The organism is Trichocoleus sp. FACHB-591, assembly GCF_014695845.1.
GTDB lineage: Bacteria > Cyanobacteriota > Cyanobacteriia > FACHB-46 > FACHB-46 > Trichocoleus.
The window spans coordinates 183,257-204,279 of record NZ_JACJPA010000110.1 but is presented as its reverse complement, the minus strand read 5'-3'; the positions used below and the strand labels follow the sequence as shown (position 1 = coordinate 204,279).

The 21,023-nt window shown below is 48.1% G+C and carries 26 protein-coding genes; 12 read left to right on the top strand and 14 right to left on the bottom strand.

Features of this window, described 5'->3' with window-relative positions:
- Positions 1–29: 29 nt before the first annotated feature.
- On the bottom strand, positions 30–1,658 hold the full coding sequence (locus H6F90_RS24370) for a hypothetical protein (RefSeq protein ID WP_190554664.1): 1,629 nt from the start codon (positions 1,656–1,658) through the stop codon (positions 30–32).
- Between the two features lie 47 nt (positions 1,659–1,705).
- Between H6F90_RS24370 and H6F90_RS24365 the strand changes: the two genes are divergently transcribed.
- From H6F90_RS24365 to H6F90_RS24340, 6 genes are all read left to right on the top strand, one after another.
- Positions 1,706–1,870, top strand: coding sequence for a hypothetical protein (locus H6F90_RS24365; protein ID WP_190554663.1), 165 nt, complete (start codon positions 1,706–1,708; stop codon positions 1,868–1,870).
- A 236-nt stretch (positions 1,871–2,106) separates the two neighbouring features.
- On the top strand, positions 2,107–2,460 hold the full coding sequence (locus H6F90_RS24360; protein ID WP_190433816.1) for an iron-sulfur cluster assembly accessory protein: 354 nt from the start codon (positions 2,107–2,109) through the stop codon (positions 2,458–2,460).
- A 118-nt stretch (positions 2,461–2,578) separates the two neighbouring features.
- Entirely contained in the window at positions 2,579–3,001 is a 423-nt protein-coding gene (locus tag H6F90_RS24355; protein ID WP_190554662.1) for a hypothetical protein, read from the top strand.
- A 192-nt stretch (positions 3,002–3,193) separates the two neighbouring features.
- Positions 3,194–3,388 carry a hypothetical protein gene (locus H6F90_RS24350; RefSeq protein ID WP_190554661.1) on the top strand — a complete coding sequence of 65 codons (195 nt, stop codon included), beginning with the start codon at positions 3,194–3,196 and terminating at the stop codon, positions 3,386–3,388.
- Between the two features lie 126 nt (positions 3,389–3,514).
- Positions 3,515–3,760 carry a hypothetical protein gene (locus tag H6F90_RS24345; protein WP_190554660.1) on the top strand — a complete coding sequence of 82 codons (246 nt, stop codon included), beginning with the start codon at positions 3,515–3,517 and terminating at the stop codon, positions 3,758–3,760.
- Between the two features lie 221 nt (positions 3,761–3,981).
- Positions 3,982–4,590 carry an SIMPL domain-containing protein gene (locus H6F90_RS24340; protein WP_199296132.1) on the top strand — a complete coding sequence of 203 codons (609 nt, stop codon included), beginning with the start codon at positions 3,982–3,984 and terminating at the stop codon, positions 4,588–4,590.
- An 89-nt stretch (positions 4,591–4,679) separates the two neighbouring features.
- Here H6F90_RS24340 and metK read toward each other — a convergent pair whose 3' ends face one another.
- From metK to psbB, 6 genes are all read right to left on the bottom strand, one after another.
- Positions 4,680–5,936, bottom strand: a complete 1,257-nt coding sequence (gene metK / locus H6F90_RS24335) for a methionine adenosyltransferase (protein WP_199296131.1) — start codon at positions 5,934–5,936, stop codon at positions 4,680–4,682.
- Positions 5,937–6,084: 148 nt separating this feature from the next.
- The gene (locus H6F90_RS24330; RefSeq protein WP_190554658.1) at positions 6,085–6,831 is read right to left on the bottom strand and encodes an HAD family hydrolase; all 747 of its coding nucleotides are present in this window, start codon (positions 6,829–6,831) and stop codon (positions 6,085–6,087) included.
- A gap of 168 nt (positions 6,832–6,999) precedes the next feature.
- Positions 7,000–8,016: a 30S ribosomal protein S1 gene (locus H6F90_RS24325; protein WP_190554657.1), complete on the bottom strand. Its 1,017-nt coding sequence runs from the start codon at positions 8,014–8,016 to the stop codon at positions 7,000–7,002.
- Between the two features lie 237 nt (positions 8,017–8,253).
- Positions 8,254–8,817: a transcriptional regulator NrdR gene (gene nrdR, locus H6F90_RS24320; RefSeq protein ID WP_190554656.1), complete on the bottom strand. Its 564-nt coding sequence runs from the start codon at positions 8,815–8,817 to the stop codon at positions 8,254–8,256.
- A gap of 189 nt (positions 8,818–9,006) precedes the next feature.
- Positions 9,007–9,102 (bottom strand): photosystem II reaction center protein T, encoded by a 96-nt coding sequence (locus H6F90_RS24315; protein WP_190433832.1) that lies wholly within the window; start codon positions 9,100–9,102, stop codon positions 9,007–9,009.
- Between the two features lie 125 nt (positions 9,103–9,227).
- Positions 9,228–10,757 (bottom strand): photosystem II chlorophyll-binding protein CP47, encoded by a 1,530-nt coding sequence (psbB, locus tag H6F90_RS24310; protein WP_190554655.1) that lies wholly within the window; start codon positions 10,755–10,757, stop codon positions 9,228–9,230.
- A gap of 525 nt (positions 10,758–11,282) precedes the next feature.
- Between psbB and H6F90_RS24305 the strand changes: the two genes are divergently transcribed.
- Positions 11,283–11,588, top strand: coding sequence for a 2Fe-2S iron-sulfur cluster-binding protein (locus H6F90_RS24305; protein ID WP_190433836.1), 306 nt, complete (start codon positions 11,283–11,285; stop codon positions 11,586–11,588).
- Positions 11,589–11,762: 174 nt separating this feature from the next.
- Positions 11,763–11,882 (top strand): photosystem II reaction center protein PsbM, encoded by a 120-nt coding sequence (gene psbM, locus H6F90_RS24300; RefSeq protein ID WP_190433838.1) that lies wholly within the window; start codon positions 11,763–11,765, stop codon positions 11,880–11,882.
- A gap of 158 nt (positions 11,883–12,040) precedes the next feature.
- Here psbM and H6F90_RS24295 read toward each other — a convergent pair whose 3' ends face one another.
- Positions 12,041–13,003 (bottom strand): DNA methyltransferase, encoded by a 963-nt coding sequence (locus H6F90_RS24295; RefSeq protein WP_190554654.1) that lies wholly within the window; start codon positions 13,001–13,003, stop codon positions 12,041–12,043.
- 148 nt (positions 13,004–13,151) lie between these two features.
- Positions 13,152–13,997 carry a universal stress protein gene (locus tag H6F90_RS24290; RefSeq protein WP_190554653.1) on the bottom strand — a complete coding sequence of 282 codons (846 nt, stop codon included), beginning with the start codon at positions 13,995–13,997 and terminating at the stop codon, positions 13,152–13,154.
- A gap of 414 nt (positions 13,998–14,411) precedes the next feature.
- On the opposite strand from H6F90_RS24290, the gene H6F90_RS24285 reads away from it, so the two are divergent.
- The gene (locus H6F90_RS24285) at positions 14,412–14,906 is read left to right on the top strand and encodes a thioesterase family protein (RefSeq protein ID WP_190554652.1); all 495 of its coding nucleotides are present in this window, start codon (positions 14,412–14,414) and stop codon (positions 14,904–14,906) included.
- An 11-nt stretch (positions 14,907–14,917) separates the two neighbouring features.
- On the opposite strand, the gene H6F90_RS24280 is transcribed toward H6F90_RS24285, so the two are convergent.
- From H6F90_RS24280 to H6F90_RS24260, 5 genes are all read right to left on the bottom strand, one after another.
- A complete protein-coding gene (locus H6F90_RS24280; RefSeq protein WP_242024614.1) occupies positions 14,918–15,139 on the bottom strand; it encodes a hypothetical protein in 222 nt (73 codons plus the stop codon).
- 39 nt (positions 15,140–15,178) lie between these two features.
- Positions 15,179–15,877 carry a tetratricopeptide repeat protein gene (locus H6F90_RS24275; RefSeq protein ID WP_190554651.1) on the bottom strand — a complete coding sequence of 233 codons (699 nt, stop codon included), beginning with the start codon at positions 15,875–15,877 and terminating at the stop codon, positions 15,179–15,181.
- Positions 15,878–15,915: 38 nt separating this feature from the next.
- Positions 15,916–17,112 carry a 1-deoxy-D-xylulose-5-phosphate reductoisomerase gene (gene dxr, locus H6F90_RS24270; RefSeq protein WP_190554650.1) on the bottom strand — a complete coding sequence of 399 codons (1,197 nt, stop codon included), beginning with the start codon at positions 17,110–17,112 and terminating at the stop codon, positions 15,916–15,918.
- 119 nt (positions 17,113–17,231) lie between these two features.
- Complete coding sequence (locus H6F90_RS24265) at positions 17,232–17,741, bottom strand: DinB family protein (RefSeq protein ID WP_190554649.1); 510 nt, start codon at positions 17,739–17,741, stop codon at positions 17,232–17,234.
- Between the two features lie 57 nt (positions 17,742–17,798).
- Positions 17,799–18,707, bottom strand: coding sequence for a hypothetical protein (locus tag H6F90_RS24260; protein WP_190554648.1), 909 nt, complete (start codon positions 18,705–18,707; stop codon positions 17,799–17,801).
- 370 nt (positions 18,708–19,077) lie between these two features.
- On the opposite strand from H6F90_RS24260, the gene H6F90_RS24255 reads away from it, so the two are divergent.
- The 3 genes from H6F90_RS24255 to H6F90_RS24245 are packed head-to-tail and all read left to right on the top strand — an operon-like array spanning position 19,078 to position 20,985.
- Positions 19,078–19,290 carry a hypothetical protein gene (locus H6F90_RS24255; protein ID WP_190554647.1) on the top strand — a complete coding sequence of 71 codons (213 nt, stop codon included), beginning with the start codon at positions 19,078–19,080 and terminating at the stop codon, positions 19,288–19,290.
- A gap of 5 nt (positions 19,291–19,295) precedes the next feature.
- The gene (locus H6F90_RS24250) at positions 19,296–20,219 is read left to right on the top strand and encodes an ABC transporter ATP-binding protein (protein WP_190554646.1); all 924 of its coding nucleotides are present in this window, start codon (positions 19,296–19,298) and stop codon (positions 20,217–20,219) included.
- Entirely contained in the window at positions 20,212–20,985 is a 774-nt protein-coding gene (locus H6F90_RS24245; RefSeq protein WP_190554645.1) for an ABC transporter permease, read from the top strand. Before H6F90_RS24250 ends, H6F90_RS24245 begins: the two co-directional genes overlap by 8 nt.
- Positions 20,986–21,023: the final 38 nt, after the last annotated feature.

Sequence of the window (21,023 nt, the reverse complement as noted above, 5' to 3'; positions counted from 1 at the left end):
TATTTTAAGACAGAGTGAGCAAGTGAGGTTCAGACCCAATCGATCTCTAACTTCAGCTCCATTGGGCCAATGCCTAGTTCTTCGGCGGAGAGCGATCGCGCTTCCATCAACGCCAGCATGTCTTTGACGGGTGGTTTGCCACGGGAAGCCCCAGTTACTCCTTTAGCAATCACTAAGCCGCAACAGCTTTTCGTTTTTTTACAAACTCGCTCCCATTTTTTGCGAGCGGCTGTGTAAGCAGCATTCTCCTCAATAAACTCTTCAAATAAATGCAGATCTCCGTTGTTAGTTTGCAGAACCCCTAAGTCGTAAGTTGTCCCCGCAAACGGATCTTCACCAGGGTTAAAACAAATAGCGTTTAGGCCGCCTGCCGCTTCTAGACCTTGGATCAAAGCTTTGGCTTTGGGCTGCGAGGTTTGAATGAACACAACAGGGAGACCTTCACCTACTGCTTCAGCGCGGGTATCAGCGAGTTGATAAAAGCCTGAGTCTTTTCTCAAGAGTTCGACAGTTTCCCAGGGCAAAATTTCTAGCCAGCGTAGACAATCCTTGGGCACCAAATCATCGCGCAGCACCGGAAAGTCTAAATCCTCGTCTTCGTCATCCGTCAATGCCGCTAATTCAGCAGCAACATCGGGCAAGGTAGAAACTTGGACGGAAATCTGTGATTGCTTGGATTTTATGCCTAGTTCAGCCAACGGAATGCGGTAGCGGCTACTAATAGCCGGGAAGTGTTCGAGCGATAGTTTTTTGCCATGCTGCCGAAAAAAGCGATGGAGCGCTTCTGCGGCAATTGAACAGGCGATCGCTTCTTCCTCATACAAATACGATCGCATGCGCTCCAGTGGGTGCAAATTGCCAAAGCTAGGTTGTACTTCCGAAGGTGGCAATTCTGACAAATCAAGCGTTTCGTCGTCAGTTTCATCTTCCGTCTGCTCGAAGGTGATAAACATGCAATCTTGCTTTAGGAACGCAGATTCCATGTGATCGCTTGAGTCTTGGTTTAGGATCTGTTGACGAAATTGCTTCAGGGAATCCAACGAACGATAGAGCAGAATGCCATATTCCATGCCCATCATGCCCATGACGCAAGCATAGAGGGTCTCCACATCCCATTGATTAATCTCGATGGCTAAAATTTGATGCTCGCCTAAAATTTCCCAAGGCTCACCGTCCCAAAGCTCATAAGCTTTCTCAGTCAAGGCTTTGGCATAAGCCGGAGGCAGTTGAGGCGGGCGGACGCTAGCAGCTTCTTGAAAGCCCTTAAAGATTTCATCAATCAGGGGTAGGTCTGGCACATAATCAATCACAATGTCCAGATTTTGGAGAACACCCCGGAGGAAAAACTGAAGTTCGCGATCGCGCACCACAATCTTTTGCGGACGACCTGGTAAGGCAGGGCTATGAGGATGCTCCATTGCTTGCAAAAGGGCTCGAACCACCGCCTCTGCACCTGTTTCTAAGGGCACAATATCCATCGCTCGCACCACTGCCTGCGAACCGTCTACCCAGAGAATGCATTCCCCTTCCCCTTTCAGCTCTGCCCCAACACTTGCCGCTGCGCTATCGGTCAATGGACGGCGATCGCCCTCCCAAACACTAGGAATTTGTTGCAAGTTTTGCAGGCGACGACAGGTGGGGGGAGTCAGAGTAGTCATAGACCGAACCAGTGATTATAGAAGGCTAGGACAAAGGGGAAAGCTCAATGGTAGCCATATTAAAGCTGAAACGTGGGGCTCGTCGGGCAGAGCTGAGAAGCAAGCAAAATTCAGGGGCTGTTGCCCAGTCAGCCTTGCAGCGCCAATGGCAATGCCAGCGACCTACGCAAAAAACTTCTGCTAGAGAATTTATCGTACTAAATCTGGCTTAACCTAAGCCATTAAGAACACAAGGGAAAAGCACAGCAGACATGGCTAGTTTGCAATCGCTCAGCTGCAATCGCGTTCGAGCAATCGGCTATCGAGGTTAAGATCTAGAGTAGAACCATCACAGCGAGTTTGAGGGGTTTGGCTGGTACAACCAATTTAGCTGAAATACCCTTCAGAAAATAGACTGAAAAGCTGAAGCAATCTACGTTTTAAGAAGCATAAGGAGTCACACCGAGCAATGACACAAGCAACTCAGTCTCAACAAGGAATTTTGCTAACGGAAAATGGCCTCCGCCAAGTGCTCGCGCTGCGAGAAAAGCAAGGTAAAGATCTCTGCCTGCGGGTAGGAGTGCGCAATGGCGGTTGTTCTGGCATGTCCTACCTGATGGATTTTGCTGACCCCAAGGATATTCGTGAAGACGATGACGTGTTTGACTATGACGGTTTCAAAGTCATCTGCGATCGCAAGAGTTTGCTCTACTTATATGGTTTAGTGCTGGACTACAATGATGCCTTAATTGGCGGTGGCTTCCAATTCACCAATCCCAACGCTTCTCAGACTTGTGGTTGCGGGAAGTCATTCTCAGCTTAATTAGCCAGCTTTGAGTTTAGAACCGTAGCCCAAAATTAGTCCAAAACTACGAACCATGCTCCCCTCAGCATGGTTTAATTTATTGCTGCCATCTCAACCATTCAAGTTTTGAACTGATATGACTCAGACCATTGAAGATCTCTTTGATGCAAGCATTGAACGCTACAAGGCAGGAGAAGGCCCAGACACCTTAATTCCTGTGTTCAAAGATATTTGCGAGCGGGCCCGCAAAAGTAGCCCTGCTTGGACTTGCTTAGCTTGGCTGTATCTCTTAGATAACAAACCTACCCAGGCTTACAATGCAGCGCAAAAAGCCGTCAAACTCAATTCGCAAGATCCGCAAGCCCAAGTAAATTTAGCGATCGCCATGCTGGAAACCTCCAAAAAAGGCGTCCGTGATCATATTGAGTTAGCTCAACAGATCATGATGGTGGCTAAAGAATTAGAGGACGAAGTTAAACAAAATCTTGAAGAAGGATTAAGCAGAAAACCCGATTGGAAGAGTTTGCAGCGAGTTCAGCAGTGGCTATTCGAGGCCTAGGAGCTGCATGTGGTAATGAACTGAGCGTTTAGAGATATAAAACTCTCTGTCTATTTATATCGCTCAACAATTACTCAAACAACTTAACGATAAATCCGAAAATCTAATGATAAGATTTTATGAACTAAGCGATAAGCTGAGCTTTTAGCTTTATCGCTGGTTCATTTTTAACATTCACGGAGTTAGGCCGCCATGATCATTGAGAATGTCGCTGTTAAGCCAGAAACTCGGAATCACAAAGGATTTTTTGTTCAAGAAACTTCTTACAGGCTGGTTGGGATGGATCAATCAGGCTGGGCTTTGATTTGTATTGATGATGCAGTTTGCCACTATGTAGATCCAGACGATCTGAGCATTCCCGGAGAAGCAATGAACGATCTGGACTAAGCAGACTTTTTAGATAGTTAATTTCAAAATTATCAATTCTGCTTCTACAATTGTGGCTGTACTCATTGCAAGTACGGCCATCTTTTTTTGTAATCTATTTTTTGTGGCTCTCAGCCTAAACAATTGATGAAAGACAACCTTTTAAAGTGGATTAATCTAGCGCTTGTTGCTGATTTATTTTTAGTTTTATTTAGCTTCTTCTGGCTCGCGATCGCAGTGATAGGCCGTTCTGCGGGCGTTCCTCTAGGCTTAGATTTGTGGTACAAGCTCTGGGACCCCGTATTTACCCCAGCGCTAGGAATTCTGATGGCAGGAGCCTTAGTCAGTGGAGCCGCTAGCTGGATTTCGCAAAAACTGAACCCCAAAATCTGAGGTTTCCAAAACTGTAACTTGCCACCCTGCCCAAGGACGCCAGTGACACAGTAGATATATCCGCTCGATTTAAGTGTTGAGGATATATGAACTGTGCCCATCTAAGTCGTTTTATTAGCACCAGAAATCACTATTTAAAAGCTGCATTCCTGTTATTGGGTGTCATCGGACTAGGCGCTTGCCAAGCTCCGTCAAACACCAGCCCACTCACTAGAACCTTAATGGTTTCGGGTAAAGGTGAAGTCAATATTCCGACGACGCTCACTCAAGTTCAACTGGGAGTGGAAGTCCAGAATCAGACGGCTGAGGCTGTGCAACAACAAGTGGCTCAGCGATCGCAAGCTGTGGTTGAGCTCCTCCAGTCTCGCCAAGTCGAAAAGCTAGAAACCACTGGCATTCGGCTCAGTCCTCAATACAGCTATAAAGATGGAGAACAGAGCATCAAAGGCTACTCGGGGGCAAACATGGTCAGCTTTCGCATGCCGACAGACAAAGTTGGCACCTTACTAGATGATGCTGTCAAAGCAGGCGCAACCCGGATTGATAGCGTTTCCTTTGCTGCCTCTGACGAAGCGATCGCCACAGCGCAGCAAGATGCAATTCGAGAAGCCACCGACAAAGCTAAAACTCAAGTGAGTGCCGCGTTAGGTGCTTTAGATCTCCAACAACGAGAAATCGTCAACGTTCAAGTAATGGGTGGTAACCAAATGCCCCCACCGATGCCAATGGCGATCGCTGGAGAATTAACTCAAAACAGCAAAGTGCCTACGCCCATAATTGGTGGAGAGCAGGAAGTTGCAGCGATTGTAACGCTACAAGTCCGTTATTAACACTTCTGAGGCTAGAACCCTGAATGCTGAAAAGACAAAGCGATCGCGACCCAATAAAGAGTGGCGATCGCTTGATAGGTAACTTAGGACTAAGCTAAAGCGCTAGACAGGGTCAGAGCTTCCTTTAGTAGCTCTGCCTTATCGGTTTTCTCCCAAGGCAACTCTAGGTCAGTGCGGCCCAAATGACCATAAGCAGCCACATCTTGGTAGAAGCGACCACCCCGCTCAGCAGGGAGTTTTTGCAAATTAAAGGCTTTGATGATACCCGCTGGACGCAACTCAAAGTGCTCTTGCACTAGCTCTAGGAGTTTCTCATCATCTACCTTGCCCGTACCAAAAGTCTCCAGCATGATGCTGACTGGGCGAGCCACACCAATGGCATAGCTTAACTGCACTTCACACTTCTCCGCTAGTCCAGCCGCCACAATGTTTTTAGCGACATAACGGCAAGCATAAGCAGCACTGCGATCTACTTTAGTGGGATCTTTTCCAGAGAAAGCGCCGCCACCGTGACGAGAGTAACCTCCATAGGTATCCACAATAATTTTGCGTCCCGTCAGACCAGAGTCACCCTGAGGGCCACCAATGACAAACTTGCCTGTAGGATTTACGAGGAAGCGCGTGTTCTCATCGGGTTCCACAGAAATATCTGCAAAGATTGGTTCTACGACCAAAGACCACAAATCTTCCTTGATCTTGGCTTGCACCGCAACCTCATCAGTAATGTCACCGATGGTAGCTGTATGCTGCGTAGAGATTAAAATAGTATCGATGCCAACCGGACGGCCATCTTCGTAAGCGACCGTGACTTGAGTTTTACCGTCTGGGCGTAAGTAAGACAGTTGCCCCGTTTTTCTAACGCTTGCTAAGCGACGGGCAATTCGGTGAGCCAGACTGATCGGCAAGGGCATCAGTTCTGGTGTTTCGTTGCAAGCAAAACCAAACATAATGCCTTGGTCGCCTGCTCCGGTGACATCCAGGTCTTCTGTGCTGGACTCTTCGCGGCGCTCCTGTGCCGCGTTCACACCCTGAGCGATGTCGGGGGATTGCCGATCTAAAGCTACTAAGACGGAGCAACTATTGGAACAGAAGCCGTTCTCGGCACCTGTGTAGCCAATCTCGGCAATTTTCTGGCGAGCTAGCTCAATGTAGTTGACGTTGGCTCTGGAAGTAATTTCGCCAGTAATCAAAACCAAACCTGTATTGACAACCACTTCAGCCGCAACTCGGCTAGTGGGATCTTGAGCCAAGAGGGCATCTAAGATGGTGTCAGAGATTTGGTCGCAAATCTTATCGGGGTGGCCTTCGGTAACTGATTCAGATGTAAAAAGGTAGCGACGAGACAAGGAAATATCCTCTCTTTAGCTAAACGGACTAGCGCTCAGGGGTTAAGTTCCGGAATTATACCACTTGTGGTCATGCTCGTAGCCCCCGACCTAGGCTCCCATAGGCAAAGTGCTTCTCTGACGGAGATCAATGGTTTGCAAGCAATTTTTATTCTGCGCTCAATACTTCAATTTCTTCCCACCGCGCGATCGCTACATCTGCATCTGGTAAATCGAAGGACTCAGCCCATCCCCAGGTTGCCCCAATCCCACCTGCTGCTCCCGCTGCTTTCGCCATCACCAAATCCGCACTGGAATCACCCACCACCAGCGTTGCCGCAGGGTCTACCTCCAACGCTGCGCAAGCCTGCTGAAGCAATCTGGGGTCAGGTTTCGTGAGCCCTAATTCAGTGCCCATTAGTAGATCAAAATACGGCTCTAACTCATACCTTTGAGCAAAATCTTCGACATTATCGGTGCTATCTGAGGAAAGAATAGCCGTCTTCACGCTAAAGGTTTTGAGCGATCGCAAGCAAGGCAATGCACCTGGATAAGCGGCTGTGTAGTCAGCCTTACGCTGAAAATGCTGATCTGCTGCTTTGAAGGCTGTCTGAGCGATCGCTAACGACTGCACCCAATCTCGACCCGTGGCCGCAACATAAGCGGCAGCAGCAATTTCATTCTCGCGACGACTGCCCACTGCTAAAGCGCCAGCAGGATTGAGGCGATCGCCTACTAAACCAAACATTCTCAACAGCGATGCTTCTATGCCTAGGACTTCTAGATTTAGCAGGTGCGATCGCATCTGACCTAACTTGATCAAAAAAGATTCTGAATTCGCCAGCGTCCCATCCTTGTCGAAAATCACCGCTTCAATATTGGTGAAGGTTAAGTGCTGGCAGCGAACGATCGCCAAATCTATCCCTCCTGCGAACTTATTAAAGCAACAAAATAAAGGCAATAAAAATGAAGAGGAGTCAGCCCCTCTTCATTCAAAAACACTTAGATAATTGATCGCTAGCTCACAGAGAAAAACGATCTGTAGCAGCACTAGCCCAGGAACTGAAATCTAGTCGTTGAAAGTCTAGATTTCTACAGCTGAAGGTTGCTCTTCTACCACTTCTTCAGGAGCTGCTGCTTCCACCACTTCTTCCTCGACTTCCTCAACTGCGGCAGGAACCTCTTCGATGGTCACGCCCTCTTGCTGCGCTCGGAGCTGCTCACGATACTTAGCAGCCATTTCCTCTGCCTTTTCATAGACAACCTGAGGATTCTTTACCATGTCGCCGGGTTCTGGTTCCAGCTGCTTAGTAGAGAGAGAAATCCGACCACGCTCAGCATCCAAGTCAATGATCATGACCTTCACTTCATCATTGACGTTGAAAACGCTGTGGGGGGTGTCAATGTGATCGTGAGAAATTTCAGAGATGTGCAACAGACCGCTCACGCCACCGATATCAATAAATGCACCATAAGGCTTAATACCGCGCACGGTACCGATCACCACCTCACCAACTTCCAGGCGGTTCATCTTACGCTCAACCAGCGCCCGACGATGACTGAGGACTAGGCGGTTACGATCTTCGTCTACTTCTAAGAATTTTAAGGGTAGCTCTTCGCCAACCAGCTCTTCTTTAGGCTTACGAGTACTGATGTGAGAACCAGGAATAAAGCCGCGCAATCCTTCAATTCTGACCAGCGCGCCACCCCGGTTGGTCGCAAATACGCTAGAACGAACCGTCGCATCTTCTGCTTGCAACTGACGGACCCGCTCCCAAGCTCGCATGTATTCAATTCGACGAATAGACAGAGTTAACTGTCCGTCTTCATTCTCATCCGTCAAAATGAAAAATTCGCGAGTTTCGTTCGACTGCAATACTTCTTCGGGAGCGTCAATGCGGTTAATTGACATTTCCTGAATGGGAATATAGGCAGCCGTCTTAGCACCGATGTCAATCAGAGCGCCCCTCGGTTCTAAGCTGAATACTGTGCCGGCGACCACATCGCCAGGGCTGAAATGATAATCGTATTTGTCGAGTAGGGCTGCAAAATCGTCGTGTGTAAAGCCAATGTCCTTAGCCGTTGTTTCCTGATTGACCATGCTAATTGTTTCCCAGTGTCTAATCTATTTGGTAGTTTCGTCTCCTATCGATGTACACGCACGTTTACTAATGTGCAGCCTACACCTGTATCCCCCCCAAGCACTATTGTAGGAGATCTGCTCTAGATGGTTTGTGGGTTCAGAAGAACTATCATAACGCAATAGCTTCCCCCGCTAATATCTTTAGAGGGGTTTTTATGAATTTCTATAACAGTTTTATAATTCTTAGGAATAAGCTTAGGAATGGGTCATAAAGGCAGCGGGTGTTTCTTGCTCAGATCCTGCCTCAGCGCCAGCTACAACATCAATGCTGCTCTCAGCAGCCTCACTAGCGCCCTCTCCTTGATTGAGACATCCTTGCAGGTGATTGAGCGTATCAATGAAGTCTCGAATCCCTCGAAATTGACGATAGACTGAGGCAAATCGAATATAAGCAACTTCACTCAGAAACTGTAGGCGCTGCAATACTAATTCACCAATCTCGGTGCTCGGCACTTCGCGTACTGCTCTTTGCTGTAGTTCAGCTTCAATTTCGTCGACTAAAGCTTCTAGTCGGTCTGAGCCGATGCCCGTTTTCTCGCAAGCCCGCACAATTCCTCTGAGCAGTTTGGAACGGTCAAATGATTCGCGATCGCCATCTCGTTTAATGATTGCGATCGGCACATACTCAATGCGTTCGTATGTCGTAAAACGGCGACCACACTTCAAGCATTCCCGCCGCCGCCGCACACTTTGACTCGCCTCCGCAGAACGAGACTCAAGAACGCGATTATCAGGGTGTTGGCAGAAGGGACACCGCATACTTACCTAATCCTTTGAGCAGGAAAAGAATCAAAGGTGAAAACCTGAGCCGCTTCAATTGCAACCTGTTCAGAGGCAGAGAAGTAAAACTCTCTAAGAACAGCGCCGAGGCTCAGGTCATCAAAAACTTTGAATTGTTGCTTCTGGGAGAATTTTACACCAGTAATGTAATTTTACTGAAATCTGAAGCTATTTACCGATCCGGGGTGGCTCACGGAAGGCGATCGCAAAGAACAGCACTCCGATCGCCAAAGTCAAAATCAAAATGTAAGCAACGGCTTCCATGTCAAAAATTCCTGAGCAATCTAGCTAACTATTAGTTTATCAACAGAAGGAGAAGAACGGCCTAACGAATTAACCTCTATAGGTTGAGACGTCGTTAGACCATTCTCAGCAATTTCTCCAGAGTCTTAGACAGCTTCCTTCCGGCGAGTGCTCTTGTCACCCACTTTCTGGAACAGACCCCACTCAACTTGCTCCTCAAGGTCAGCCTCAACCCCAGCAAACACGTCGCGGAATAGAGTCCGAGAGCCGTGCCAGATGTGACCGAAGAAGAACAAGAGCGCAAAGACGGCATGTCCGAAGGTGAACCAACCACGAGGGCTAGTCCGGAATACCCCGTCAGAGTTTAGAGTTTCGCGATCGAACTGGAAGGGCTCACCCAATTGAGCCGCACGAGCATAACGCTTCACAGTCGCAGGATCATTGAATGTTTGACCATCCAATTCACCACCGTAGAAGCTGACAGTTACACCAGTCTGCTCAAAGCTGTATTTAGATTCAGCCCGACGGAATGGGATATCTGCCCGAACTACACCTTCGCTGTCAGTCAAGACAACTGGGAAGTTCTCAAAGAAGTTAGGGATACGGCGCACAAACAGCTCGCGACCTTCAGAGTCCGTGAAGACAGGGTGTCCTAGCCAAGTCTGAGCGATTCCATCACCTTTATTCATCGGACCTGTACGGAACAAACCACCCTTCGCAGGGTTGTTGCCCACATAGTCGTAGAACGCTAGCTTCTCAGGAATCTCTGACCAAGCTGTTTCGAGACTGCCGCCTCCAGCAACGCTGGCTTCAACACGACGGTTGATTTCTTGATGGAAGTAACCTTGGTCCCACTGATAACGAGTTGGCCCAAACAGCTCAATGGGGGTGGCAGCATTGCCATACCACATCGTACCTGCGACCACAAAGGCAGCGAAGAAAACAGCCGCAATACTGCTAGAGAGTACAGTCTCGATGTTACCCATCCGCAGCGCTCTGTAAAGACGCTCTGGAGGACGAACACTGAGGTGGAATAAACCAGCAATAATTCCAACCGTTCCAGCAGCAATGTGGTGAGCCACAATACCACCAGGGTTAAAGGGGTTAAATCCAGCAGGTCCCCACTCTGGAGCTACAGGCTGGACACTACCTGTTAAGCCATAGGGGTCGGAAACCCACATTCCAGGTCCAAACAAGCCTGACAAATGGAATGCACCAAAGCCAAAGCAGAGTAGACCAGACAAGAACAAATGAATGCCAAACATTTTTGGCAAGTCGAGGGCAGGTTCACCAGTCCGAGGATCTCTGAACAGTTCTAGATCCCAATAAACCCAGTGCCAGCAGGCAGCGAGGAATAGCAGACCGGAAAGGATAATGTGAGCAGCTGCAACACCTTCAAATGACCAGATACCAGGATTGGCTGCCGCTTCACCTGCAATGCTCCAGCCACCCCAGGATTGGGTGACGCCCAAGCGAGCCATAAAGGGTAGAACAAACATGCCCTGACGCCACATGGGATTCAGGACAGCATCGCTAGGATCGAAAATAGCCAGTTCATATAACGCCATTGAACCGGCCCAGCCTGCCACAAGTGCAGTATGCATTAGGTGTACAGAAATCAGTCGCCCTGGGTCATTCAGAACGACTGTGTGTACTCGGTACCAGGGTAGTCCCATTGACTACGCTCCTCCTCTAGATATTCCTACTTCAACGCTTCTTTCAGCATTTTGTTAAGGTGCCGGATACTGATAAACCTACCAGATCTAGAACCGCTGTAACTCTTTTGCCGTTTAGCACTGTCTACCAAAATTGCCTCTAAACAAGACAGCTTAAGCAGTTTGACAATGCGCTTATAAAGATGAAATGTATAAAGAAGTGTAACCAGTGTTAGAGCCTAATGCAAGCAAAGTTGATGGTTCCGCAATAGTCCTTCGTGACTTGTAACAGCCTTCAAGATCCTGACATCTTCCGGTTTCTAACTAAGAGCTGGCAGAATGGGCCTCCTGGGTCAGATCAGCAGCAAGTCATTTGTTAGCTTAGAAACGGGAAGCTTTGATTCTGAGAGAGACTTTGCATTTCTTGAACCTTGAGTGGCTAAGCTGATACATTTTTGCTGCAATGCCCATGCCACTTGGATGGAGCGGCTTTTGTGATGATGGGTGAATGTAACGAAGGGATAAAGAGGGGAACGGGTATCGGGTATGGGAAATATTAAGTTCATTAAAGAGAATAAAGAGATCATCGCAGCGGATGGAGCCAACCTGAGATTTAAGGCGATCGAGAATGGGATTGATATTTATACCTTCATTGGTAAGATGACGAACTGCGGCGGGTATGGCCAATGTGGTACCTGTATTGTCGAGGTTGTAGAAGGGCTAGATCATCTCTCTCCTCGCACTGAGGTGGAAGATCGCAAACTCAAAAAGAAGCCTGATAACTATCGATTAGCTTGCCAAGCTCTCGTAAATGGGCCTGTGAGCGTGAACACTAAGCCTAAAAGCTCTTAAGGAGAGATTGAGGGTAGGTGTTGGCAGGCGACCCATCTGTGATACAAGATAGACAGAGCACTGAAGGCTCTTTACAAAGCCCAGTTCTAACAACAGCATTGCCAGTGGCGGCAACTTGTTTACTTGAGTGAGCTGGGCCTGTTAGTAACTTTGAAATGAATTTGAGGCTGGGTAATGGAAGTTAATGAATTAGGCTTTGTCGCAAGTATTCTGTTTGTGTTGGTTCCAGCAGTATTTTTGCTGATTCTCTATATCCAAACTGCCAGCCGACAATCAGCAGACCAAGACAAATAGTTTGCTTGAGAGATCGTAGAGACGTTTGGGTTGTGCTTTTACTTTCCTCTCGACGGCTGCAAAACTTGGGTTAATTTACGCTTCCGATCAACTGAATTGGATTGATACTGCTAAGCGCCAACTTGTTATAGAGTGTGGCGCTTTTGCTATGGCTGCGCTCAAACTCTCCGTTTGAGCAAAGTTCTTTGGTGGGGTAGGCTGTTGCGCTCCCAGAACACGCGATCGCAGTAGCCCTGAATGTGGCGATCGCTCTCTGCTAGAGCCAAACGTTTAGCCGCCAAGCAAGCATAATATTCATCCAACTCAATTCCTACAAACTGCCGCTCCAACTTCTTAGCGACCACAGAAGTCGTTCCAGAGCCAAGAAATGGATCGAGAACCACAGCACCCACGGGTGAGCTAGCCAAGATAATTTTGGCAATTAGCTTCTCTGGTTTTTGGGTGGGATGGTCAGTGTTTTCGGGCATAGACCAGAAGGGCACGGTCATGTCGGTCCAGAGATTGGAGGCTGCGGTCAACCGAAAGTTGCCCTCTGAGGTATTTTGCCAATCTTTAGGCTGGCCCCCACTATCTGTATAGGGAGCGCGAACTTGGCGCTTCAGTTGCACGGACTCAGCATCGAAGTAGTAGTCTTTTGAGACGGTACAAAACCAAATATCTTCGGCGCAGTTTTTCCAATTGGCTTTGGCTCCTCGACCTTTTTCGCGTTCCCAGGTGATGCGATTGCGGACTGTGAGATAGCGCGAGGCGATCGCATAAAGGGCGAGAGAAGATTGCCAGTCCCCACAGAGATAAACCGAAGCTGTGGGCTTGAGTACTCGTACTAGGCGAGACAACCAGCTATCTACCCAATCACTGTACTCTTCTAGCGATCGCTGCTTCACCCATTGCTGATTGAACTGCTTGGTGAGGTTATAGGGAGGATCAACCACCAATAAATCCACAAATTGCTCTGGCAACCAGTCCAAAACTTGGAATAAGTCTTGGCAGATGGTTTGGTTAAGCAGCACATCAGCGGTAACTGGACCACTTAACTGCAACAGTTGGGATTGGTAATGCGATCGCTCCGCTTCTGTCAACGTCAGGGTACGATTTCGAGCGGCTCTGACTCTCTCTGCCACGTTTCACCCTCTAAAACAGGCTTGGCTCTAGAGTAGCGTCTGCAAAACCGCTCAGAAGTTTTGCTTCACAAAGCAACAACCTGGACTAGATTTCAGGAGTGCCTGCCTCTAGCCCAGGTTGGTTGACTCAACTCAATTAACTGCAAATTTAGCCGACTGTACGCTCTAGCAACACAGGGCAATTGGCATAAACCCGCACGTAATCGGATAGGGAACCGCCTAGCAGGCGATCGAGATCAGGCAAGCCTTTGCCAATTGCAGGACGGCGATCGGGAGAGCCTAACATCAACAGGTCAACGCTCATCTCTTCGGCTAAGCGACAAATTTCTTCTCCGGGCTTACCGCTGGTGGAAATGCAACGGTAAGCAATGCCCCACTTTTTCGCCGCTGCTACAGCAGGGGCCAAGACAGGATCTTGCTCTGGATTGTGCATGGTCACACCAGATCTTTCTTTCTTGGGATTAACGTGAGTTAGGAGCAATTGTCCGCCCTTCACATCGCGCAACAAGAAGGTCGCTAAGTCGAGTGACTTTTTAGCCGAGTCAGAGTTATCCATGGCTACCATGACGCGATGGATTTGCTTTACATAAATGTCGTCCTTGACGAACAACATGGGACGAGAAGAAGCTTGGAACACATACTGGCTGACAGAGTCTTCTAAAATTGCCTCTAGGCGCTTGAGGCCACGGGAACCCATAATCACGAGATCGGCATCAATCTCATCAGCGACGCGGCAGACTTCATCCTTAGGATTGCCTTCCCGTAAAATTGTCGTAACGTTGCCCGAATCAAGGTGCAGGGATTGTATAGCCGCCTCTAAGAGCTGCTGGCCTTGCTCTCGCTTTGCAGCCATTGCTTCAGCCGTAATTTGGGGCTGCACTACGTGGAGAACTGTAACGGATGCCCGTTGCATGGACGGAATGGCCATTAAAGCCTTGAGCATCTCTTCAGAGTGTCCATTTCCGGAGTCAGCTAGCAGAATTCTCTCAATCATGGTTTCGCCTCGTGCCCAACAAAATTGTCTAGTTTCTTAAATTGATGCCTGAACAGTTCAGTGATTGGTAACACCTTTTAATCATTCATTAAGTTGAATGATCGAATGGCTCAAAAACTTTAGCCTTCTTCTTACAAGATCATCATATCTACGGATAGTGAATGGTCCTATTCTCTTAAAGATTTGTGATTCCAACTTCTTGTTAAGAAATGTCACGATTATTAGGCCAAAAGTATCTGTGTAAAGGTTTTGTAGTAATCCAAGTCAGTTTTTGTCTTGGGAGGGAAGTAAAAATCGACGGTTTGAATTAATTCAGCAAAATTGGGTCTAGGCAAACTTAAATAATGTGAACAACTAGTGTAAAAATTAGTTTAGAAATTAATGTAAAACTTAGATTTTTTAGGCGATCGCAACGTGTCGGAAAGTAAACAAATACAACCTCAAGTCCCTACTTCGGGAGCCATTCAAAGCCCACCGTTGTTCGCATCGGGAAGTTGGTTTGAGTACCCGGTGCGGGTTCATCCTAACCATACTGACTATGCTGGAGCCGTTTGGCACGGTGCCTATGTAGCTTGGATGGAAGAAGCTCGGATTGAATGCCTACGCGCGATCGGCATTGATTATGCTGACTTGGTCGCGCTGGGTTGTGACTTGCCTGTAGTAGATCTGTCAGTGCGCTATCATCGCTCCCTCCGCCTGGGGATGTCGGCGCTCGTGAAAGCTCGGATGGCCGATGTGGATGGAGTGCGAATCAACTGGGATTACCAGATTCAATCTCCGGACGGCGCGGAACTGTACCTGACAGCGCGGGTGATCTTGGTAGCGGTTGATCGGGAAAAAGGCAAAATTATGCGGAGACTGCCGCCCGCTGTCAAAGATGCCTTGGCTCGATTGGTAGGTGTGAGCTAACAGGCTTGCAATTAGCTGCCAAACAGGAACTGCCAAACAGCCTGAACAATTTGGAGCACTTGATTCCATACTTCTTGGAAACCAATACCAAAGAGCAGTTGCAGAGCCAAAATCACTAAAGCGACCAAGATGGCCGTTTTGACTGTGGTTTTGACAAGGTTGATTAAAGCCGTAAAAACTAGCGCCGCTACGATAAGGGCAACTAGAAGCAGGATTAGTTCTCCACCCATCATCTCACCTCCAGCAATGACTTAGTCGCAGGAAATCGGCTTCTACTTTAACGGTTTCTGCAACTGTTGAATCGCGGCGATCGCTGTTTGCCGATCCGACTGGTGTTCAGGCAGAGTCAGTAACTTGACCGCCTGTTGCAAATCTGTCAGTGCCTTAGCGCGATTGCCTAAACTCAGATACGTTTTACCTCGATAGTAATAAGCCTGACCAAAGCTCGAATCTTGCTGGATTGCCTGGTTAAAGTCTTGCATAGCACTTGAGTAATCGTTCAGCTCTAAGAGAATCTTGCCGCGACTGTGGTAGGCAGGAGCAAACTTAGGATTGAGCCGAACTGCTTGGCTATAGTCAGCGATCGCCCCTTGCTTATCTCCTAACTCTGAGCGCACAAAACCACGATTGTCATAGGCAATCATCGAGACAGGGTTAAGTTGGATCGCTTTGTTATAGTCTTGCAAAGCACTGGCGTAGTCCCCAGCCAAGCGATGTACTAAGCCTCGGTGATAATAAGCATTACTGTAGCTAGAATCAGCCGCGATCGCTTTATCCCAGTTTTCAAGGGCTCCTGGATAGTCCTTCTCTTCCAACCGAACCAATCCAGCTTGATAAAACTGTTCAGCTTGGTGATTTAAGTTTGCTGCATCGGCGAGAGAGCTAGATGTGGCACAGCCAGTCAGAAACGCACCCAATAACACGATCATTCCTAGAATTTGTGGAACATGTTGATGGGTTGGGCGCTGCATAACTGAAGTGCCAAGAAAATGACTGGAATGAGTCGATGTTAGCGCAGAGAAATCAGGCGATCGCCTTGGTTGAGTTCTTCTGTTGCTTGCAGAACGGCTTGTCTAGCCCATTGGTCAGCCGCCACAATGTCTTCTAAGGTTGGAGTCGCTGAGTTTTGGGTTTGGTAGCGATCGCAAGCGGTTTCGATTAGGCGAGGGATATCTAAGAAGCGAACCTTTTCGTCGAGGAACAGGGCTACTGCTTGCTCATTTGCAGCGTTGAGAACCGCTGGCATCGAGCCACCCGCACGACCCGCAGCATAAGCCAACTGCATACAAGGATACTTCTGGTGATCGGGAGCGCGGAAGGTGAGGTCGCCTGCTTTCACTAAATCGAGGCGTTCCCAGTTGGTGTAGATGCGATCGGGCCAAGACAGAGCGTAGAGCAGAGGTAGGCGCATATCGGGCCAACCCAGCTGCGCCAAGACAGAGGTATCTTGCAGCTCAATTAGTGAGTGAATAATGCTCTGGGGATGGATGACGATTTCGATGTCGTCGTAGTCCATGCCGAAGAGGTAGTGCGCTTCGATGACTTCCAATCCCTTGTTCATGAGGGTGGCCGAGTCTACCGTAATCTTCCGACCCATTGACCAGTTGGGATGCTTAAGCGCATCAGCCACTGTCACCTGGGGCAGTTTCTCCACAGGCCAATCGCGGAATGCACCACCGGAAGCGGTCAGCAGAATTCGCCGCAGTCCACCTTTGGGAACTCCTTGTAAGCACTGGAAAATAGCCGAGTGCTCGGAGTCGGCAGGCAACAGTTTGATGCCATGTTTCTCGACTAAGGGCAGCACAACTGGGCCACCTGCAATCAGAGTTTCTTTGTTAGCGAGGGCAATATCTTTTCCGGCTTCAATAGCCGCGATCGTGGGTAACAAACCTGCACAGCCAACAATTCCAGTAACTACGGCTTCTGAGTCGCCATAGCGTGCCACCTCGACAATTCCCGCCTCTCCCGTGAGTAGAATTGGTTGGGGGTCGAGGTCTGCGATCGCCTCTTTCAGCTCTGGCAGTTTCTCCTCGTCACAAAGGGCCACGATTTCTGGCTTAAATTGCCGAATCTGTTGCGCCAGTAGTTCGACATTCCCTCCAGCCGCTAACCCAACAATCTGAAATTGATCGGGATATTGGGAAACAATGTCTAGCGTTTGCGTACCAATCGAGCCAGTGGAGCCGAGGAGAGTAATTGCTTTCACAATCGCTTAAGAATTGACTGCAATTCCACTATAAATGGCGATGGACACGTTCTAACCAACCAGAAGCTGGGTTTATTTCTGCTCATCTCATGCTGCTGGCTTTATGCATGGCGATCGCTTTACGAACCCTTAGCCTCTCGGAACATCATTAAAAGGTCAAGGGATACGGGCTCAGCAACACCGAGGATGGTGAGGATGGCATGAGCTTGACCACGATGGTGAGTCTGGTGATTAAAGAAGTGAGAGAGAATTTCGCCCAGAGGTTGACGGTGAGCTGCTCCGTCGAGCGTGTGATAGCTCAACTCTTGATTAAGGTCTGCTTCAGTTAATCCTTCAATAAATTGCAGAATGCGATCGTCTTCGGCTTCTCTGGCGGCTTGGAGGGAAGGCAAGTCATCAAAGGCGATCGCGTTTAATTTATCAGGATGCTCTCCAGTCCCAGTCATACGACGCATCCAAATGCGATCGGCGGTGAGGATGTGGTTGAGGGTTCCTTGCAAGCTGCCAAAGTATGCACCCACGTTTTGACGATAAGCTTCATCGGGCAATTCATGAGCCATTTTGTAGAGTCTGGCATTCGCCCAAGCGTTATATTTCGCGATCGTGACGAAATGCGATTTTAGGGTCATAATCTCTTAAAACTAGGAGTTTGAAGCTTAGCTATTGAGTATCATGGCTTAGTCTTTTTAGACATCCTGCAATAGCAACGTTGCACTATAGAAAGGCTCTCCGTCTAACATTAAGCGCTCTAACTTCTTTAGAAGTAGGTCTTTCAAATGCAAGTTGTTATGTTCGACCAGAACGGCTCGCAAATCATGCCCATCCATTAAGATGATGGATTGATAATTCTTTTGCTTTAGCAAAGAAGCTACATTCTTTGACCAGCCGTTAATTGATAAGAACAGCCCTATTGTCAGCCAACCAGAACGATTTATGTCTCCATAAAGGCTGTCAAGCTGTCTTATATCTGTTAGGTTTTGAGTCCATATGCATTCAACTAAACAGTACCAGCCATCAAGCTCAAAGGATCCGTCTATCTGATCTCCACCTTCATTTCTCTCAAAACTCATCCGTGCTGGAATTTCATGGAGTGAAAAAATACGGTTTAGCAAGTCTTCAAGCAAAAATCCCCTTTGCTTCTTGTCTCCTACCTTTTCCATGCTTGCAAATTTATCAAATTCAATCAAAATCTTGGATCGAGCTAGAGAGAATTTTTCCTGTTCTTTAATCTCTTCAATCTTCGTTCTTTCAATATCTCCTCTTAGCCTTTTAACAATCTTCTGGCATTCATTGAATAGAATCTCATCTTCAGGAGTAATAGCTTTTTTGTTTATTAAACTTTTTGCTCTCCAATATTCTAATAACCTCTCTATAAGTTCACCTACTATAGGGTTGGGTTCTACTGCCCAAAAGCGTCTTAAGCGCTTTGCGTTTGAGCCAGCACGATAACTATATTTTTCATCGTATATATCAATAGATAGTCTTTGTAGAATGAATTCCTGGAAATCAAATTCTGAAAAATCAAGTACACAACCACGATTCATTACGAGCAGTTTTTTTAACTTAAGCTTTTCAATGTTAGTTAAATCTGACATTGCACGTTCTGACTAGCCATAAACTAAGCAGGGTATAGGTACATTTTATTCTGCCCACTTCTAATAGAATGTCTCAGAAGTAGCTCAAGGTAACATTAATCACTTGTAACTCCCCCTTAGTCCCCCTTGAAATGTGGAAAGCAGCTTTAATATTTAGGAGAGCTTAGGGCGATCTAAAAGGACTTACTACCGATAAAGGGGGTTGTCGGGCATACCCTTATGCCGATTGCTACATTCCTGTACTGAGGTTCAAGCATTTGAGTTATGAACTGGGCTTATCTGCCCTGAGCAAGCTGACTCAGGTAGACAGTTTGGGTTGATATAGTAACAAAGCGATCGCAAACCCTGACCCTTATTGGCATTCTCGACCATGTCCCCGGTGGATTCTTCACAGCAGATGATTTCTGTCACCTTAGATGCAGCGTTGGTGCAGCAGGTAGACCAACTGACCCGCGATCGCGATCGCGCCATTGCTGAAGGTTTGCGCTGGTGGTGCGAAAAACAATCCGCTCAACAACGACTAGCGTTTGCCCAAGCTCGGCACGAACGCCACGAACGCGACGAGACAGGTTGGTTAGTGTAAGCGACATGATTGCACTCGAAGCCTACAACCTGAGCAAAACCTATCGCGATCGCGGTAAACAGATTCAAGCCGTGCGCGATGTTTCCTTAACCATCAAAACCGGAGAAGTTCTCGCGTTCTTAGGGCCAAACGGAGCAGGCAAAACCACCACGATCAAGATGATTGCGGGCTTGATTCGTCCTGACACTGGCTATGTCAAAATTGCTGGCAGTGACCCCCACCGCGACCCGCGTGCCTTAAAGCTGCTGGGTGCAGTTTTGGAAGGCAATCGTAATGTCTACTGGCGGCTCAGCCCGGAAGAGAATCTGGAATACTTTGGTATGTTGCGGGGGCTGGATCAACGTCAGGCGAAACGGTATGGGCGATCGCTGCTAGAACGCTTTGGCTTAATGGACAAACGCCGGACTCCAGTGCAAGCATTGTCACGAGGGATGCAGCAAAAACTCGCGATCGCCGTAGCTCTGGTGCATCAACCGCAACTTTTACTGTTGGATGAACCCACCCTTGGCCTCGACGTAGAAGCCACAGAAAACGTCAAAGCTTTGGTGCGGGAGATTGCTCAGGAGGGACGGGCCATTCTGCTCACCACCCACCAACTTGACATTGCCGAACAGCTTTCCGATCGCGTAGCGATTATTCAAGCAGGCGAAATCATTGCTGAGGAACCCACTCGTGAGCTAATTCGGCAGTTCTCCGGTTCTGCTTACACCATTGAACTTGAAAGCCCATTGGATGCCAAGCAGAGTCAGGCGATCGCAGCCTTGGGTGCAGTCGTTGAAACTGAACAAACCGTATATGTTCAGGGTGCTGAAACGTTGTATCAGGTGTTTGCTATTTTGCAGCCCTTGCCGATTCTGCGGGTGAAGAAAGACCAAGCTGATTTGACAGGCATCTTTTTGAAACTGGTGCGGGAGGGGCGAGATGCTTAATTTGTTTTGGGCCGAGCTACGGCGGAGTTGGATTCAGTTCATTCGTTACCCTGCCGACGCGATTGCCGGACTCTTGATCACCACATTGGTCTTCTACGGGCTGTTTGCTAGTGCCCGTTACATTGCTGGGCCTACCGTCCAGTTTGGCGATCGCTTAGATGCGATAGTCATTGGATATGTGCTGTGGACGCTGTTGATCTTCATCATGAACGACATCGCCGTTGGTTTACAGGCAGAAGCCCAAACCGGGACGCTAGAGCAGTTATTCCTATCTCCCTTCGGAGCCTCACGAGTCTTCTTGATGCGGGCGATCGCAAGTCTCACTCTCCGCTTATTCCTGACTCTTGTAGGGCTGCTGATCATCATGGCAATCACAGGCAGTCGGCTCAATTTCAGCTTCAGTTTATTTTTACCGCTCAGCACCATTCTGCTTGGAGCCTATGGTTTATCCTTCGCGCTCGGAGCCTTGGCACTCCTACTCAAGCGGGTACAGCAGGTGTTAGGCATTTTTCAATTTGCCCTATTGTTCCTGATTTCAACCCCCACTGAAAATTGGACAGGTTCACTGCAAATGTTATCAAGAATTCTGCCGATGACCGCTGGGGCTGGAGTGCTGCGAGAACTGATGGCTGAAGGGCAAGCCCTAGATTGGAACGAGTTGGCGATCGCCTTCATCAACGGAGCTGTATATCTAATAGTTGGAGTGCTGCTATTTTGGCAAGCCGAACGCCGAGCTAAGCAACGAGGTTTGTTGAGCGGATATTGATCCTAAAATGCGTGAAGAATTACCCCTCCCAACCCTCC

Bases quoted from the DNA above. Each gene is read 5' to 3' on its own strand.
- H6F90_RS24370 (WP_190554664.1), bottom strand. From the start codon at position 1,658: ATGACTACTCTGACTCCCCCCACCTGTCGTCGCCTGCAAAACTTGCAA.
- H6F90_RS24365 (WP_190554663.1), top strand. From the start codon at position 1,706: ATGGTAGCCATATTAAAGCTGAAACGTGGGGCTCGTCGGGCAGAGCTG.
- H6F90_RS24360 (WP_190433816.1), top strand. From the start codon at position 2,107: ATGACACAAGCAACTCAGTCTCAACAAGGAATTTTGCTAACGGAAAAT.
- H6F90_RS24355 (WP_190554662.1), top strand. From the start codon at position 2,579: ATGACTCAGACCATTGAAGATCTCTTTGATGCAAGCATTGAACGCTAC.
- H6F90_RS24350 (WP_190554661.1), top strand. From the start codon at position 3,194: ATGATCATTGAGAATGTCGCTGTTAAGCCAGAAACTCGGAATCACAAA.
- H6F90_RS24345 (WP_190554660.1), top strand. From the start codon at position 3,515: ATGAAAGACAACCTTTTAAAGTGGATTAATCTAGCGCTTGTTGCTGAT.
- H6F90_RS24340 (WP_199296132.1), top strand. From the start codon at position 3,982: ATGGTTTCGGGTAAAGGTGAAGTCAATATTCCGACGACGCTCACTCAA.
- H6F90_RS24325 (WP_190554657.1), bottom strand. From the start codon at position 8,016: ATGGTCAATCAGGAAACAACGGCTAAGGACATTGGCTTTACACACGAC.
- nrdR (WP_190554656.1), bottom strand. From the start codon at position 8,817: ATGCGGTGTCCCTTCTGCCAACACCCTGATAATCGCGTTCTTGAGTCT.
- H6F90_RS24315 (WP_190433832.1), bottom strand. From the start codon at position 9,102: ATGGAAGCCGTTGCTTACATTTTGATTTTGACTTTGGCGATCGGAGTG.
- psbB (WP_190554655.1), bottom strand. From the start codon at position 10,757: ATGGGACTACCCTGGTACCGAGTACACACAGTCGTTCTGAATGACCCA.
- H6F90_RS24305 (WP_190433836.1), top strand. From the start codon at position 11,283: ATGGGAAATATTAAGTTCATTAAAGAGAATAAAGAGATCATCGCAGCG.
- psbM (WP_190433838.1), top strand. From the start codon at position 11,763: ATGGAAGTTAATGAATTAGGCTTTGTCGCAAGTATTCTGTTTGTGTTG.
- H6F90_RS24290 (WP_190554653.1), bottom strand. From the start codon at position 13,997: ATGATTGAGAGAATTCTGCTAGCTGACTCCGGAAATGGACACTCTGAA.
- H6F90_RS24280 (WP_242024614.1), bottom strand. From the start codon at position 15,139: ATGATGGGTGGAGAACTAATCCTGCTTCTAGTTGCCCTTATCGTAGCG.
- H6F90_RS24275 (WP_190554651.1), bottom strand. From the start codon at position 15,877: ATGCAGCGCCCAACCCATCAACATGTTCCACAAATTCTAGGAATGATC.
- H6F90_RS24265 (WP_190554649.1), bottom strand. From the start codon at position 17,741: ATGACCCTAAAATCGCATTTCGTCACGATCGCGAAATATAACGCTTGG.
- H6F90_RS24260 (WP_190554648.1), bottom strand. From the start codon at position 18,707: ATGTCAGATTTAACTAACATTGAAAAGCTTAAGTTAAAAAAACTGCTC.
- H6F90_RS24255 (WP_190554647.1), top strand. From the start codon at position 19,078: ATGTCCCCGGTGGATTCTTCACAGCAGATGATTTCTGTCACCTTAGAT.
- H6F90_RS24250 (WP_190554646.1), top strand. From the start codon at position 19,296: ATGATTGCACTCGAAGCCTACAACCTGAGCAAAACCTATCGCGATCGC.
- H6F90_RS24245 (WP_190554645.1), top strand. From the start codon at position 20,212: ATGCTTAATTTGTTTTGGGCCGAGCTACGGCGGAGTTGGATTCAGTTC.